This window comes from Kribbella sp. NPDC003505 (genome assembly GCF_040610875.1).
In the GTDB taxonomy this organism is placed as follows: domain Bacteria; phylum Actinomycetota; class Actinomycetes; order Propionibacteriales; family Kribbellaceae; genus Kribbella.
Map to the genome: position 1 here is coordinate 489,725 of NZ_JBEXNA010000003.1, position 15,880 is coordinate 505,604.

The following is a 15,880-nucleotide window of genomic DNA, read 5'->3' on the forward strand; positions in this document are numbered from 1 at the left end:
GCCGTACATTGCTTTCTAATGTATTAACCATGGACGCCCCGCCCACTGTCCGTGCCCGCGACCTCGCCAAGTACTTCGGTGAGGTCGTCGCGCTTGACGGTGTAGATCTCGACGTCGCCCCCGGCCAGATCCACGGGCTGGTCGGACCCAACGGAGCCGGGAAGACCACGCTGCTCGGGCTGCTGCTCGGCCTCGCCGTCCCCGACCGCGGCACGCTGGAGATCCTGGGTACGCCGGTCGGTCGCGCCCTCGCCGTTCCCGAGGGCGTCGCCGGCTTCGTCGACGGCCCCGGCCTGTACCCCTCGATGACCGCCCGGCAGAACCTGGCCGCCCTGGCCGCCCTCCGCGGTGACACCACCATGGACATCGACGACGCTATCGACCAGGTCGGGCTGACCGACGTGGCCGACGACCGGGTCCGCGGCTTCTCGCTCGGCATGCGCCAGCGCCTCGGCCTGGCCGCAGCGCTGCTCACCAAACCGCGGCTGCTCATCCTCGACGAGCCGTCCAACGGCCTCGACCCGGCCGGCAAGAAGCATGTGTACGGCGTCCTCACCCGGCTTGCCGCCGATGGCACGGCGGTGATGCTGTCGAGCCACCGCATGGACGACGTCGAGGCGCTCTGCTCCGAGGTGACGATTCTGTCGACCGGACGCGTCGCGTTCTCGGGCCCGATCAGCAAGCTGGCCTCGGAGAACAGCGAGCTCGACTACCGGGTCCGTACCTCCGACCCGGCGGCCGCCCGTCGCCGGGCCGCCGGCGCGCGGGGCATCCGGCTCCGCGACCAGGACGCTGTACAGGACGGCGGAGAGGTGCTGGTGATCTCGGCGTCCGTACCGGCGCTGGACGAGTTCGTGAAGCGACTGGTCGGCGCCGACATCGCGGTCCGCGAGCTCGCGCCGGTGGTGTCGCCCCTCGAGGCCGCGTTCCTCGCCCTCACCGAGCAGCAGGAGACCAACTGATGACAGCCACCGTGGCTGCCCCCGAGACCCCTGCGGTCCGTCGAGTCCCCGTCGTTCGCGGCTACCGGTTCGAGCTGGTCAAGCTGCTGACGCAGTGGCGCGTGCGAGTGCTGATCATCGCGTGCTGGCTGGCGCCCGCGCTCTTCGTCGCCGTGGTCAGCCAGCAGGCCTCGCTGCCGGTCGACACGTTGTTCGGTCGCTGGATGCACAGCACCGGGTGGGCCGGACCCCTTGTCCTGCTGGGCTTTTCCGGCTCCTGGGCGCTGCCGTTGCTGACGTCGCTGATCGCCGGTGACGTGTTCGCCGCCGAGGACCGGCTCGGCACCTGGCGGCATCTCCTGGTCGCGGTCCGCTCGCCGCGCCGGATCTTCGTCGCGAAGGCGCTGGCGAGTCTCACCGTGATCCTCGCGCTCGTGATCGGTCTGGTCGTGTCGAGCACGGTCAGCGGTCTGCTGGTCGTCGGCAACCGGCAGCTGATCGGCCTCGACGGCCACCTGCTCTCGCCGGGCAGCGCGGCCGGCACCGTCTTCCTCGCCTGGTTGTGCGCGCTCGCGCCGACCCTCGCGCTGGCCGCGATCGGCCTCCTCGGCTCGGTCGCGCTCGGCCGGTCGCCGATGGGTCTGCTGCTCCCGGCTGTCGTCGCGCTCGCCATGCAGATCGTTCAGCAGCTTCCGGTGCCGGTGGCCTTCCGTCTCGCGCTACCCGGTTACGCGTTCATCAGCTGGAACGGCCTGTTCACCAGCCCGGCGCAGTTCGGCCCGCTGCTGATCGGAGTGATCGTCAGCCTGGCGTGGGCTCTCGTCGCGACCGGTCTCGCGTACTTGCTCTTCGTACGCCGTGATTTCACCAACCCGACCCACGACGGATCAGGCCGGCTCGCGCTGACGGCCGGCCTGCTGCCCCTCGTCGTCCTGCTCGGAGTGACGACGGCGGCGGTCGCTCCGGTGACCGGCTTCGGATCGGGCATCGACCAGGACAAGGTGCAGCGCGCGGTCGCGGTCGAGTTCGCGCACCTGTACCGGTTGCAGACCAAGCAGCTGAACCGCGCCGACGTCAGCGAGGAACAGCTGCAGACCGCGGCCGAATGCACCAAGGGCGGCGATCAGGTCGCGGCGCGCGGACCCGGCAACGACTGGCGCTGCGTCGTCAGCTGGCACATCCCCGGAGTGGCCGCGGCCGGCTCGGCGATCTACCAGCTCGACATCAACCCACTCGGTCGGTACGTGGCCGACGGGGACGGACCGAAAGAAGTGAACGGCTTCTTCCTGGTCCGCACCCCGTCCGGGGACGAACCGAACCCCCTGTGGCAGTTCGACGGCACTATCGAACTGCTACCTGTCAACCCGAAGGGATAACCCATGCAGGTAACACGCCGCCGCAGGCGTGACGACAAAGGCTCGTCGAGTCCCCTCCGGCGCAGAGTACCACTGCTGACGGCGGGCACCACGGCCGTCGCGGTGACGCTGGCCGGCACCGCTGTCGCCTCGACGACCGGCTTCGGTCACGACCAGGTCGGGCAGGTGACCGACAAGGGCCAGGTCGTCTCCGCCGACCAGTACATCAAGCCGATCGGCGACCGGCTCGTCCTCCAGAAGGGCAAGATCATGTCGTCCACCGTCAGTCCGGACGGCAGCCACCTGGCTGCCTCCGTGACCGACGGCGGGATGGCGATGGCGATCGTCGACCTGAAGAACTGGAAGGTCCAGCAGTACATCGGCAACAACGCCGCCGCGGACCTGAGGATCCCCGGCAACGACGTCGGCCAGGAGGGCCCGACGTACTCGCCGGACGGCTCGCAGGTCTGGCTCGGCCAGGCCGACGGCTACCGGAAGTTCACCGTGAATCCGGACGGCACGCTGGCGAACCCGACGTTCGTCGCGATCCCGGCCGACGGCAGCAAGCGCGCGCTGGCCTCCGAGGCGGTGTTCTCGGCGGACAGTTCGACGATCTACTCCGCCGTGAACGGCCAGAACAAGGTCGTCGCGATCGACACCGCCACCGGCGCGATCAAGCAGACGTGGGCGACCGGCAACGCGCCCCGCGACATGGTGCTGGTCGGCGGCAAGCTGTACGTGAGCAACGAGGGCGGCCGCCCGGCCAAGCCCGGCGACACGACCATCAACTCGTACGGCACCGAGGTCGTCTCCAACCGGAACGCGATCACCACCACCGGTACCGTCAGCGTGATCGACCTGGCGAACCCGTCGGCCGCACCGGCCAGCATCGACGTCGGCCTGCACCCGACGGCGGTCTACGCCAAGAACGGCGCGGTGTTCGTCACCAACACCGCGACCAACTCGGTGTCGGTGATCGACACCAAGCGCGGCAAGGTCACCCAGACCATCGCCACGCAGCCGTGGACCGAGGCGTCGGTCGGCTACGAGCCGGACGGTGTGACGCTGACCGACGACGGCCACCTGCTGGTGTCGCTCGGCCGTGCGAACGCGGTTGCCGTCTACAAGTACCGCAACCCGCTCGAGCCGGTCAGCTACGTCGGTCTGCTGCCGACCGACTACTTTCCGGCCGAGCTCGCACAGGTCGGCAAGGACATCGTCGTGTCGAACACCCGCGGTGTGGACGCCCGCCGGCAGACCACAGCTGCCGGCCACAGCACGCACGACACCACGTCGAGCCTGACCAGGTTCCAGCTGCCCGACGACCACGCGATCAAGAAGTCCACGCAGACCGTCTTCGAGCAGAACGGCTGGACGAACGGCTCCGCCCAGGTCGCGACCGACCAGGGGCACCGCAGCCCGGTGCCGGTCCCGGCGAAGCTCGGCGACCCGTCGACGATCAAGCACGTGTTCCTGATCGTCAAGGAGAACCGGACGTACGACCAGGTGTACGGCGACATCCCGGAGGGCAACGGCGACCCCGCGCTGGCGCAGTACGGCGAGAACGTCACGCCGAACCAGCACGCACTGGCCAAGCAGTTCGGGCTGTACGACAACACCTACGACATCGGCACGAACTCCGCCGAGGGTCACAACTGGCTGATGCAGGCCGACAACCCGGAGTACACCGAGTCCTCGGCCGGTGAGTACCTGCGCAGCTACGACACCGAGAACGATGCCCTCGGCCACCAGAAGAGCGGGTTCCTCTGGACCGGCGTGCAGGCGGCCGGCAAGTCGGTGAAGAACTTCGGCGAATTCCTGTCGATCGAGCAGAAGCCGGCCGACGGAACCTGGCAGAACTACTACTGCGACACGAAGAACATGATCGCCACCGGGGCGGACACCAAGTACCCGATCACGACCGGCTCGGCGATCCCGTCGCTGAACGACGTGTCGGTGCAGGGCTTCCCGCAGTTCGACACCAGCGTCCCGGACATCTACAAGACCGAGATCTGGCGCAAGGACTTCCGCACGAACGGCCCGGCGAACCTGAACATGTTCTGGCTGTCGAACGACCACACCGGTGGTCCCGCCAACGGTCCGGCGCAGGTCGCGGACAACGACCTGGCCACGGGGCGGATCGTCGACGAGATCACCCACAGCAAGTACTGGAAGGACTCGGCGATCTTCGTCGTCGAGGACGACTCGCAGGCCGGTCTCGACCACATCGACGGGCACCGGGCGCCGATCCAGATCATCAGCCCGTACGCGCAGCACGGCGCGGTGGACAGCCACTACTACACGCAGATCACGATGATCCGCACCATCGAGCAGATCCTCGGGATGAAGCCGATGAACCAGAAGGACACCGCGGCCACCCCGATGTTCGGCGCCTTCACCAGCAAGCCCGACTTCACGCCGTTCAGCGCGCTGCCGAACCGGGTGCCGCTGACCGACGGCCTGAAGACCCCGCCGGCGTGCGGTGTCGACGTGCCGGCGGCGCAGAACCCGACCGTCGCCGCCGCGCCGACGGTGTCAGTGCCGGCCGGTATGGAGTCGATGGCGGCGGAATGGTCGGCGTGGAAGGACCAGCAGCGCACCACCGGCCCGAACGCCCGGGCCGACTTCGCGAACCCCGCACAGATGAACCACTACAACTGGTACGAGTCGCACAGCTGGTCCCTGCCCTACCCGGGTGAGGCCCAGATCTTCGCGCCGCAGAACGTTCCCGGCGCGGTGATCCCGGCCGCCGAGAACGACGGCTGACACCGTCGGCCGGTAGAAAGAGCGCATGACTGAACGACCGTCGCGGGCGTCGGTCCGGATCGAGCAACCCGCCGATCCGGCCGACGTCCGCGCGGTCGGTTACGGCCCGGACGACGTACCGGTGGTGCCGGACAGGTACGCCCGGCTGCCCGTGCACAAGGAGGAGTCCGGTCACGTCGGAGACTGGAACGGCAGGTTGATGGAGCCGGCGGCGTCGGCCGTATACATCGTCGACCAGCGGTACCTGTACGTCACCGACGGCCACGGCCGGGTGTCGCACGCCGAGGGCTGGCTCGGCTGGCTGCCCACGGCGGAGAACGACGAGCGCCGCAACGTCGAGGCACAGCGGGAGGCCGGGATCCCCGACCGGCAGCGGACCGACGACGGCGGGCACCTGTTCGCGACGGTGTTCGACGGACCGGGGGAGTCGATCAACCTGACCGCGCAGTCGCAGGAGCAGAACCGCGCGGTCAAGGGCAGCGAGAACTGGCGCCGGATGGAACAGACCTGGCAGGCGATGCGGGTCGCCGGCGTCCAGGTGCACGCCGCGATCGACGTCAAGCACCCGAACGGTACGACCCGCCGCCCGTCCAGCCGGACGGTGGTCGACCGGCATCAGGGTGAACGGTCGCCCCGGCGTATCTTCAGGGAGACCAAGCCGACGACCCGAGGAGCGGGATGAGCGAGATCGAGATCATCGACACGATCGCCCGCGCGCTCGTCGCCGAGCTGCCCGCCGGGTGGCGTGAGGTCAGCGCGGTCTACCGGGCGACCACCTCGTACGCCGAACTCGACGCCGAGGTCGACGGCGCGCAACTGGATCCCCTGCCGGACGACCTCGAGGACCAGTTCGAGGAGCTGCGGCGCGTGATGTACCAGCCGGGCAAGGGCGCCTGGCTGACCGCGCGGGTGAGCGTGACCGCCGACGGGCATTTCGCCACGGACTTCGACTACGACAACCAGCCGGCCTGGTCGATCCCGGTCGACGAAGGCATCTACCCGGCGGACCTCGCCGAGTTCCCCAGGGCCCCGGAGAACACCCCGCCCTGGATGCGGCAAGCCTCCTCGAGTTAATCAGTGGCGACGCTCCGGTGGGGCTGGTAGCGTCGCCGGTCTGTCTTTTCGGGATCGAATCGAACCGGATGGATCTGCTCCGGGGCGGGACCCAGCTCACGATTCGAGGCTCCTCGACGATGGTCGAACCGGAATTAGCGGCCGAACGCGCCTATCTCTCCCAAGCTCGCACCGCACTGCGCGGTATGTACGCCGAGGTCGTGGACCGTGAGGTCCAGGTGATCGGCGGCGAGGACAACGACGAACGCTTCACCAACGAGGCCAACCAGCGGGCCAAACAGATGCGCACCCACGCGCTCCTCGACCTGCCCGACGTCCCGCTCTTCTTCGGCCGGCTCGACTACGAGTACGGCACGATCGAGGACCTGGACCAGATCTACATCGGCCGCCGCCATGTGCACGACGGCACCGGCGTCCCGCTCGTGATCGACTGGCGCGCGCCGGTCTCGGTGCCCTTCTACCGGGCGACCCAGAGCGATCGGCGGCGGGTGCTGATGCGGCGCCGCTACGGGTTCTCCGATCACGCCGAGCTGACCGGCTTCGAGGACGAGCCGCTGACGGGCGTCGTCGAGCCGGATCAGGCCGACGCCTTCCTGCGCGCCGAGATCGAGCGCCCCCGCACCGGTCCGATGCGCGACATCGTCGCCACCATCCAGCCCGAGCAGGACGACCTGGTCCGGGCGCCGCTGCAACCGAGTGTGTGCGTGCAGGGTGCGCCCGGCACCGGCAAGACCGCGGTCGGCCTGCACCGCGTGGCGTACCTGCTCTACACCGAGCGAGACCGGCTCGGCCGCGGCGGTGTCGTGATCGTCGGCCCGAACCGGTCGTTCCTGTCCTACATCCGCAAGGTCCTGCCCGCGCTGGGCGAGGTCGACGTCCGGCAGATCACGATCGACGAGCTGCTCACCCGCCCCACCGCGGCGACGGACGAACCGGGTGCCGAGGCCCTGAAGGGAGACGCGCGGATGTCCGCCGTCCTGCGGCGCGCTCTCTGGTCGTACGTCGGCACGCCGACCGAAGGAGTTCTGTACAGAAAGGGATCCCGGCGCTACCGGGTGCACGACTACGAGGTCGTCGACATCGTGTCGGACCTGCGCGAGTCGACCCGGTACGCGCCCGGCCGGAACGCTCTCGCGCAACGGATCGCCCACGTCGTGCTGGTCCGGATGGAGGAGCGCGCCGAGTCGCCCGACGACCGGGTGCAGAACGCGGTCGCGCGCTCCAAGCCGGTGAAGGACGTGCTCGACGCGGTCTGGCCCCGCGTCGTCCCCGAGCAGATCCTGCACCGGCTGCTCTCGGACGCCGACTTCCTGGCGGCCGCGGCCCCGGACCTGACGGACGCGGAACGGACGGCGCTGTTGTGGGCGAAGCCGCCGCGCTCGTGGAAGTCGGCGAAGTGGTCGTTCGCGGACACCGTCCTGCTCGACGAGCTGGAGGACCTCATCGAGCGGCGCACCGGGTCCCTCGGGCACCTGGTCCTCGACGAGGCGCAGGATCTGTCGGCGATGCAGTTGCGGGCGCTCGGCCGGCGCTGCCGGACGGGATCGGCGACGGTGCTCGGCGATCTCGCCCAGGCGACGACGCCGTGGGCGGCCGGGCCGTGGGACCGGGTGCTCGGTCATCTGGGCAAGAACGACGGCGTGGTGGCCGAGCTCGATCGCGGGTTCCGGGTGCCGGCCCAGATCATCAACTTCGCGGCGAAGCTGCTGCCCGAGATCGCGCCGACGCTCGGCACCCCGAGCGGCGTCCGGACGGTCGCGGACGCGCTGAGCATCGTGACGGCCGACGCGTCGACGTTCGCCGGGCAGGTCGTCGCCGAGTGCCGTGCGGCGCTCGCCGGTGAGGGCTCCGTCGCGCTGATCGCGGCCGACGACCAGATCGGCGGACTGCGGGACGCCGTCGTCGCGGCCGGGCTCGAGACCGCGATGCTCGGTGAGACCGAGGACGAGATCGACACCGTCCGGCTGGTATGCGTGCCGGCCACGCTGGCCAAGGGCCTGGAGTTCGACGCGGTCGTGGTCGCCGAGCCGGCGCACATCGTCGCGGCCGAGCCTCGCGGCCTGCACCGCCTGTACGTCGTCCTCACGCGGGCCGTCAGCCGCCTGCAGATCGTCCATTCCGAACCGCTGCCGGACGCCCTGGTCTGATCCCGTCGCGGCGCTATCGTGCAGGCAGCCGGGACGGATCGGGGGAGTGGAAGTGAGCGGACTGGTCGTCCTGATGGCGATCGCGCTGCTGCTGGTGGCGGCCGCGATCGCCTGGGGGATCGTCGCGCTCGTCCGCCGCCAGCGGTACATCGGGTCGATCCGGCAGCGCGGCTGGAGCTTCGTGAACAGCCCGACGTTCGACGCGGTGGCCCGGCTGAGCAACCCGCCGTTCGGTCTCGGCTTCCTCCGCAAACCCGACGACCAGATCACCGGGCTGACCGCGGCCGGCAGGCCGTTCCAGGTGATCGAGTACAAGTCGACGTACTGGTCGGGCTGGGTCGGCATGGTGACGTTGTCGCGGCGGCTCCCGGAGCTGTGGATCACCGGCGGCGAGACCGCGCCCCGGTACGGCGTCCTCGCGCACGGCGTGGTCGCCCCGCCGCAGCTCGGCCCGGGGTGGCAGATCGGCGCGATGGACCCGGCGTTCGCGCAGGAGGTCCTGACCGCGCAGCTGTGTGGCCGGCTCGGCGCGATGGCCGCCGGTCAGCCCGGGGTGAACCTCGGCATCGACGGCGACCAGGTCGTCGTGCTGAACCCGCCGCGCAAGCAGATCGATCAGCTCGGCCCGTGGCTGGAGCAACTCGGCGCGATCGCGGCGGCGATCGACGCCACGCCGCTCGACCACTGGATCCAGCCGGAGCCCGAGCCGCGGCTGCGGTTCTACCACCACCCGGACTGGTACTGGATCGGGGTCGACGACAGCCTGCTGCAGTACACGCCGATCAATCGCGGCGGCTACGGTCACCGCACCCAGGACGTGATTCGCGGCCGCGACGGTGACGGGCCGCCGTTCGTCGCGTTCCAGCACCACTGGAAGACGTCGCACACCGAGTCGTACACCGACAGCAACGGCAACTCGCAGACCCGGACCGTGGTCGACCACCACTCGGAGCCGATTCTGGGATTCCAGTTGCCGGTCCGGATGCCGCAGCTGAGCGTCGGGCAGCGCGGGCTCCGCAAAGGTATCGGCTTCGAGAGCAACGCGTTCAACGAGCGGTTCGCGGTGTTCTCGGCGGACACGAAGTTCGCCTACGACGTGGTCCACCCGCGCCAGATGGAGTACCTGATGGCGACGCCGGGGGCGCCGTTCCGGATCGAGGGGGACTGGGTCTGGTTCGCGCCGGGGGAGCACAGTCAGCCCGCGATCGCGTTCTGCTCGGCGTACCTGCGCGGCTTCCTCGGCCGGGTGCCGCGGTTCGTCTGGCGCAACCTCGGCCTCCCGGACACGCCGTACCCGAACCGCGAGACAACTGCCGGGTAGGGAATGCGGTTCCCGCTCTCGTGGTTGAGTGTGTCCGTGTCAAGTCAACGAACCGTCGTCATCTTCGGTGCCAGCGGCGACCTGAGCTCCCGGTTGCTGCTGCCGGGCCTGGGCAGTCTGCTCGCCGGACCGCGCGCCTCGAGCGTGCGGATCATCGGCACCGGCCGCTCACCGCTCGCCGCCGACGAGTGGACAGACCGCGTCCGCTCCGCCTTCGGGACCGAGCTGAGTCCCGCCGCGGCCGGCACCCTGGCGACCACGCAGTACCTCGCCGGTGACCCGACCGACGCCGCCCACCTGCGCAGGCTCCTGGAGCTCGCCGGTCCGGCCCCGGTGCTGTACTTCTCGCTGCCGCCCGCCGTGACGACGGAGATCGTCGCGAAGCTGCAGGAGACCGACCTCCCCGAGGGCACCGAGCTGGCGTTCGAGAAGCCGTTCGGCACCGACGCCGCGTCCGCCGCCGCGCTGAACAAGCTCGTCGGCGACCTCGTCCCCGAGGAGAACGTGCACCGCGTCGACCACTTCCTCGGCCGCACCGCCGTGCTGAACCTGATCGGCCTGCGCTTCGCCAACCGGCTGTTCGAGCCGGTGTGGAACGCGGAGCACATCGAGAGCGTCGAGATCGTGTACGACGAGACCCTCGGGCTCGAGGGCCGCGCCCAGTACTACGACAACGCAGGCGCGCTCGTGGACATGATCCAGAGCCACCTGCTGCTCGTCCTCGCGCTGCTGGCGATGGACGCCCCGGCCACGATGGACGCCGTCGAGGTGCGCAGCGAGATGGCCCGCGCGCTCCGCAGCACGCATCTGTACGGCGGCTCCGCCCTCGAGGCGAGCCGGCGGGCGCGGTACACCGCGGGTGTCGCGGACGGTCGCGTGGTTCCGTCGTACGCCGACGAAGCCGGAGTCGACCGGGCCCGGGAGACCGAGACGCTGGCCGAGGTGACCGTCGAGGTCGGCACCAACCGGTGGGCCGGCGTCCCGTTCACGCTGCGGTCGGGCAAGGCGCTCGGCGCGGCCCGCAAGGAGATCGTGGTCAAGTTCAAGCCCCTGCGCCACCTGCCGTCGGGTCTGCACGGCGGCCGCGACGGCGAGACGCTGCGGATCGGCCTGAACCCCGGCGAGCTGTCCCTGTCCGTCCCGGCGCTCGGCGTCGACGGCCCGTACACGATGGGCCAGGTCTTCCTGGACGCGACGCTGCCGTCGTCGTCGGTGCTCCCGTACGGCGAGGTGCTGAACGGCATCCTGCGCGCCGACCCGCTGCTGTCGGTGCGCGGTGACGTGGCCGAGCGGTGCTGGGAGATCGTGGAGCCCGTGCTGGCCGCCTGGCGTGCCGGCGAGGTGCCCCTGGAGGAGTACGCGGCCGGCTCCGACGGACCGGCCGACTGGCAGGCAGAGCGGGAGTCTGCCGCCTAGCCTGCCCGGCGGCAGGCACCGGACCAGGGACTTACCCTGGGGCGACGGGTGGACGTCCGGCCCGAGAGTGAAAGCAGTAGCGATTCACTCTCGAGCATAGGAACGGATCCATGACCACCATCCACTTCAGCGCGGTCACCACGCTGAAGCCTGAGCAGTTCGTCGCGGGGCTGACCGACTTCGGGCCGGGCCGCGCGGAACTCTTCGCCAACAGCCACGACGACTACCTCCGGGTCCACAGTCAGGGACCGGGGTACGCCGATGTCACCGAGGGTGGCGGCGGTGTGTGGGAGCGTCTGAGCTACGACTGGTCCGACCCGCGGCACATCGTCCTCACGACGACCGACTCCAGTCACTGGGGCGGGGCGTCCGGCCACACCTACACGCTCACGGAGCGTGCGGACGGCACGACCACGATCGACGTGGTCGTGGTCCGGGACGGCAAGAACCTCAAGGGCCGCCTGGTCGGCGGCCTGTTCGCGCTGGTCGGCAAGCAGGTCCTGGGCAAGGCATTCGCCGGCACCCTGCGGGCGATCGAGTCCCGCTACCCCCTGACAGACGAGGTACACGACGCATGAGAATCATTCGTTCCCGGCGCCCGCGCGTCCTGCTCGGCGCCGCGGCCGCGGTGCTGGCGGTCGGCGCCGGCGCACTGACCGCTGCCGGAGCCGCCGACGCCAGCTCCACCACCGCAATCTCCAGCTCCGACGAGAGCCTGGTCGTTGCCACCGACAAGGGTGCCGTCCGCGGCCAGTCCGTCGACGGCACGTCTTCGTTCCGCGGCGTGCCGTACGCCGCTGCACCGACTGCGAACCTGCGCTGGCGCCCGCCGCAGCCGGCGGCCGCTTGGCTCGGCGTCCGCGACGCCACGGCGTACGGCGCGAGCTGTCCGCAGGCGCCGAGCGTGGTCGCTCCGCCGAGCGCCGCGCTGTCCGAGGATTGCCTGTTCCTGAACGTCACGACGCCGGCGCTGCACCCGGTCGTCAAGAAGCCGGTGCTGGTCTGGATCCACGGCGGTGGCCTGACCGGCGACAGCGGCTCGAACTACGACGGCACGAAGCTCGCGAAGGCCGGTGCGGTCGTCGTGACCGTCAACTACCGGCTCGGCGCCTTGGGCTTCCTCGCCCACCCGGCGCTGGAGTCGAGGGGAGCGGCCGGCAACTACGGGCTGATGGACCAGCAGGCCGCGCTGCGCTGGGTGCAGCGCAACATCGGCCGGTTCGGCGGCGACCCGCACAACGTCACGATCGCCGGTGAGTCGGCGGGCGGCCTGTCGGTGCTCGCCCACGTCACCTCCCGCAGTTCGAAGGGCCTGTTCCAGCGCGCGATCGTGGAGAGCGGCGCGTTCGCGCTCGAGCAGGAGCCGCTGGCGAAGGCGGAGGCGTCCGGCACGGAGTTCGCGACGAAGGTCGGCTGCGCGGACCAGTCGGCGGAGTGCCTGCGAAACGTTCCTGTGCAGGCGCTGGTCGACAACGTCGACGCAGCCAGCGCCACGATCCCAGGTGTGGTCGACGGCGCGGTGCTGAAGGAGTCCATCGGTACGGCGCTCAGGGCCGGCCGGTTCAACGACGTGACGATCCTGAACGGCAGCAACCACGACGAAGAGGCACTGTTCACGCTGGGCGGCCATGTGGTCAGCCGCGGCTACAACGTCGCGTACACCAGCCCCGTCACGGCGGACAACTACGAGTCCAACATCGCTTCCGCGCTGCGCATCTCGCCGGCCCAGGCCGCGGCGATCGCCAAGGACTACCCGCTGTCCGCCTACCCGACGCCCGACAAGGCGTTCGGCACCTTGATCGGCGACGCGACCTTCGCCTGCGGCGTCGGTCAGGTCAACACCGCGACCGCGGGCCGCGTCCCGACGTACGGCTACGAGTTCAACGACGACACCGCCCCGTTCCTCTTCGCCCCGGCAGGCCTGCTCAACGTGGCCACGCACGGTTCGGAGATGTGGTACCTGTTCGACCTGCCGAACGCGCCCTTCCCGGTCGCGCTGAACGCCGAGCAGACCGCGCTGGCGGACTCGATGCGCGCGGCGTGGGTCAGGTTCGCGGCGACCGGCAACCCGTCGACGCCGTCGGTGCCCTGGCCGTCGTACGCCCACCAGGGCAAGGTCTTGTCGCTGGAGCTCCCGGCAGCACAGGTCTCGACGGACTTCGCGGCCCGTCATCACTGTGCGACTTTCGCACAGAATCTTGACAAGGTTAAGTAATAGTTCCAATATCCTATCCGATTCGGTTCTCTCAGAGAGGTCACCGCCATGACCAAGTCCGTTCGGAGCAGGGTGCTACGTGCCGCGGTTGCGGCGCTCGTGGTCGCCGGGCTGCTGCCGGCAGGTTCGAGTACGTCGACAGCAGCACCGGCCGCCACTGCCGCCACCGCCGTCACCGCCGCCACGGTCCTTCCCGGACCTGCTGGGGACAAGGCTGTTCGGCCGTACATGGGCTGGAGCAGTTACAGCATGCAGGTCTACAACCCGAACGGCGGCAGCTGGATCACGGCGGATCAGCTGATCGCCCAGTCCGACGCGATGCACGCCAAGCTGCAGCCGTACGGGTACGAGTACATCAATATCGACGCCGGCTGGAACGACGGCATCGACGAGTACGGCCGGCCGAAGCCGAGCACCAAGCTCTACCCGAACGGCCTGCAGGCGGTCATCGACCACATCCACGCCAACGGCCAGAAGGTCGGCCTGTACACGATCCCCGGCATCAGCAAGGCCGTCATCGACGCCAAGCTGCCGATCTACAACGCCCCGGGGTGCACGACCGGTGACCTTCCGGTGCTGCCGCTGCAGAAGGGCGACTACTGGGGGATCGGCTACCGTATCGACTTCTCGAAGCCGTGCGCGCAGAAGTACATCGACTCGATCGCCGACCTGTTCGGCTCCTGGGGCCTGGACTTCCTCAAGTTCGACAGCGTGACCCCGGGGTCGGGCATCAGTGACCTGTCGGTGGACGCCCGCGACGACGTGAAGGCGTGGTCGCAGGCCCTGAAGCGGCACAACATCTGGCTCGAGCTGTCCTGGGCGCTGGACATCAACTACGCCGACACCTGGAAGCAGTACGCCAACGGCTGGCGGATCGAGTGGGACGTCGAGTGCTACTGCACGGGGACGGCGCTGACCGCCTGGCCGAACATCAACCGGCTGTTCCCGAAGCTCGCCGAATGGTGGCGGCACGCGGGTCCGGGCGGCTGGAACGACCTCGACTCGCTCGACGTCGGCAACGGCCAGATGGACGGCCTCACCAAGGACGAACGCCGGACGGCAGCCACGCTGTGGGCGGTCTCCGCGGCGCCGATGTACATCGGCAACGACATGACCAGGCTGGACTCGTACGGTCTCGAACTGCTGACCAACCGCGAGGTGATCGCGGTCAACCAGGCCGGCCGTCCGGCGCACCCGCTGTCCATGAAGACCAACCGTCAGACGTGGTTCGCGCTCAACCCGGACAGCTCGTACACCGTTGCCCTGTTCAACCTCGGTCAGACCGACGCCGACATGACGGTGAACTTCGCCGACCTCGGCCTGGACGGCGCTGCGAAGGTGCGTGACCTGTGGGCCCGCACGGACCTCGGCACGTTCGCCTCCGGCTACACCGCGAAGGACGTCCCGATCCACGGCGTCCGGCTGCTGAAGGTCACGCCGCAGAAGGGCGCGGCGATCTCGGTCAACGACGACGACGCGCGGGTCACGTACGACGGCACGTGGCAGCGCAACGGCAACTACGAGGTCCCCGCGGTCTCGCAGGCCCTGACCGTCAACGTGTCGGACTCATCCGCCGCCGCCCCGCGCGCGGCCGCGCCGGAAGGTGTGCTGGAGAAGAAGCTGGCACCGACGGCCGACTCCGAGTCGCAGGCGACCACCACCGCGGACGTCGGCACCCGGACGGTTGAGATCAACAACAACAACTCGCAGATCGTCTACACCGGAAACTGGAACTACAGCGGCGGTCGTGGGCTCGGGGACTACCAGGACGACGTGCAGTGGACGGAGGGGAACGGCGACTCGTTCTCGTACAGCTTCGTCGGCAACGGCGTCGACTACGTCACCGAGACCGATCCGGGGCAGGGCGACGTCGACATCTACATCGACGGCGAGTTCAAGCAGACCGTGAGCACGTACATGGACCCGGCGCAGGGACACAACAAACCCCAGCAGGTCGTGTACAGCATCTCGGACCTGCCGAACGGCAGCCACACGATCCGCGGCGTGAAGAAGTCCGGCCAGTTCATGCTGCTCGACAAGCTGAACATCCGGCAGGAGAGTCTGCTCACCCCGGACACCGCGACGTTCGACAAGTTCGCGCCGGCCGACGTCAGCGTCCAGCTCGGGCGTGACCCGGGCGAACTGGACGGCATCGCGAACGCGGGCAAGGAACTGGTGAAGGGCACCGACTACACGGTCAACGGGAACACGGTGACGATCGGCAAGGCGTACCTGGCGACGCTGCCGGTCGGCAGTGCGGCGCTCGACGTCCGGTTCCGAGGCGACTACCGCGACGACATCCACGCCGCCAAGGCTGACGGTGCGGCGGTCAGCCTGACCTTCACCGGCACCGGTGTGGAGTGGAGTACGGCGCTGGCCCCGGACCAGGGTGACGCGGACGTGTACGTCGACGGCAAGGTGGTCCGCCGGGTGAACCTGCACAACGCCACCAGGGTGACGAACCGGACAGTGTTCACCGCGACGGGTCTGCGGAACGCGCAACACGTCCTGCGCATCGTCAAGGTGAACGGCGACGTGCTCCGCAACGACACGATCCGCTACAGCCTCGCCAAGTAGCTCAGAATAGATCGCCCAGTAATACAACGCCTTTGGTGGGCGGTGGTCCCCTGGACCGCCGCCCGCCG

The 15,880-nt window shown here is 69.4% G+C and carries 11 protein-coding genes; all 11 read left to right on the top strand.

The window, feature by feature from the left end; all coding sequences use genetic code 11:
• The first annotated feature begins 29 nt into the window (after positions 1 to 29).
• The 11 genes from ABZX12_RS11395 to ABZX12_RS11445 all read left to right on the top strand — a co-directional run bounded on the left by ABZX12_RS11395 (position 30) and on the right by ABZX12_RS11445 (position 15,812).
• Positions 30 to 962, top strand: coding sequence for an ABC transporter ATP-binding protein (locus tag ABZX12_RS11395; RefSeq protein ID WP_355692131.1), 933 nt, complete (start codon positions 30 to 32; stop codon positions 960 to 962).
• Positions 962 to 2,317 carry an ABC transporter permease gene (locus ABZX12_RS11400; RefSeq protein WP_355692133.1) on the top strand — a complete coding sequence of 452 codons (1,356 nt, stop codon included), beginning with the start codon at positions 962 to 964 and terminating at the stop codon, positions 2,315 to 2,317. Before ABZX12_RS11395 ends, ABZX12_RS11400 begins: the two co-directional genes overlap by 1 nt.
• A gap of 3 nt (positions 2,318 to 2,320) precedes the next feature.
• Positions 2,321 to 5,062 carry an alkaline phosphatase family protein gene (locus ABZX12_RS11405; RefSeq protein ID WP_355692135.1) on the top strand — a complete coding sequence of 914 codons (2,742 nt, stop codon included), beginning with the start codon at positions 2,321 to 2,323 and terminating at the stop codon, positions 5,060 to 5,062.
• A gap of 25 nt (positions 5,063 to 5,087) precedes the next feature.
• Complete coding sequence (locus ABZX12_RS11410) at positions 5,088 to 5,744, top strand: DNA/RNA non-specific endonuclease (RefSeq protein ID WP_355692137.1); 657 nt, start codon at positions 5,088 to 5,090, stop codon at positions 5,742 to 5,744.
• Positions 5,741 to 6,136 carry an immunity protein YezG family protein gene (locus tag ABZX12_RS11415; protein WP_355692139.1) on the top strand — a complete coding sequence of 132 codons (396 nt, stop codon included), beginning with the start codon at positions 5,741 to 5,743 and terminating at the stop codon, positions 6,134 to 6,136. The genes ABZX12_RS11410 and ABZX12_RS11415 overlap by 4 nt, the downstream gene beginning before the upstream one ends.
• 68 nt (positions 6,137 to 6,204) lie before the next feature.
• Complete coding sequence (locus ABZX12_RS11420; protein ID WP_355692140.1) at positions 6,205 to 8,283, top strand: AAA family ATPase; 2,079 nt, start codon at positions 6,205 to 6,207, stop codon at positions 8,281 to 8,283.
• Between the two features lie 52 nt (positions 8,284 to 8,335).
• Positions 8,336 to 9,604, top strand: a complete 1,269-nt coding sequence (locus ABZX12_RS11425) for a hypothetical protein (RefSeq protein WP_355692142.1) — start codon at positions 8,336 to 8,338, stop codon at positions 9,602 to 9,604.
• Between the two features lie 36 nt (positions 9,605 to 9,640).
• On the top strand, positions 9,641 to 11,020 hold the full coding sequence (locus tag ABZX12_RS11430) for a glucose-6-phosphate dehydrogenase (protein WP_355692144.1): 1,380 nt from the start codon (positions 9,641 to 9,643) through the stop codon (positions 11,018 to 11,020).
• 110 nt (positions 11,021 to 11,130) lie between these two features.
• On the top strand, positions 11,131 to 11,598 hold the full coding sequence (locus ABZX12_RS11435; protein WP_355692145.1) for a hypothetical protein: 468 nt from the start codon (positions 11,131 to 11,133) through the stop codon (positions 11,596 to 11,598).
• Complete coding sequence (locus tag ABZX12_RS11440; protein ID WP_355692147.1) at positions 11,595 to 13,235, top strand: carboxylesterase family protein; 1,641 nt, start codon at positions 11,595 to 11,597, stop codon at positions 13,233 to 13,235. Before ABZX12_RS11435 ends, ABZX12_RS11440 begins: the two co-directional genes overlap by 4 nt.
• 48 nt (positions 13,236 to 13,283) lie before the next feature.
• Positions 13,284 to 15,812, top strand: a complete 2,529-nt coding sequence (locus tag ABZX12_RS11445; protein WP_355692149.1) for a X2-like carbohydrate binding domain-containing protein — start codon at positions 13,284 to 13,286, stop codon at positions 15,810 to 15,812.
• Positions 15,813 to 15,880: the final 68 nt, after the last annotated feature.

Excerpts from the sequence above, each read along its gene's own strand:
- ABZX12_RS11395 (WP_355692131.1), top strand. The coding sequence starts at position 30 with ATGGACGCCCCGCCCACTGTCCGTGCCCGCGACCTCGCCAAGTACTTC.
- ABZX12_RS11400 (WP_355692133.1), top strand. The coding sequence starts at position 962 with ATGACAGCCACCGTGGCTGCCCCCGAGACCCCTGCGGTCCGTCGAGTC.
- ABZX12_RS11405 (WP_355692135.1), top strand. The coding sequence starts at position 2,321 with ATGCAGGTAACACGCCGCCGCAGGCGTGACGACAAAGGCTCGTCGAGT.
- ABZX12_RS11410 (WP_355692137.1), top strand. The coding sequence starts at position 5,088 with ATGACTGAACGACCGTCGCGGGCGTCGGTCCGGATCGAGCAACCCGCC.
- ABZX12_RS11415 (WP_355692139.1), top strand. The coding sequence starts at position 5,741 with ATGAGCGAGATCGAGATCATCGACACGATCGCCCGCGCGCTCGTCGCC.
- ABZX12_RS11420 (WP_355692140.1), top strand. The coding sequence starts at position 6,205 with ATGGATCTGCTCCGGGGCGGGACCCAGCTCACGATTCGAGGCTCCTCG.
- ABZX12_RS11435 (WP_355692145.1), top strand. The coding sequence starts at position 11,131 with ATGACCACCATCCACTTCAGCGCGGTCACCACGCTGAAGCCTGAGCAG.
- ABZX12_RS11440 (WP_355692147.1), top strand. The coding sequence starts at position 11,595 with ATGAGAATCATTCGTTCCCGGCGCCCGCGCGTCCTGCTCGGCGCCGCG.
- ABZX12_RS11445 (WP_355692149.1), top strand. The coding sequence starts at position 13,284 with ATGACCAAGTCCGTTCGGAGCAGGGTGCTACGTGCCGCGGTTGCGGCG.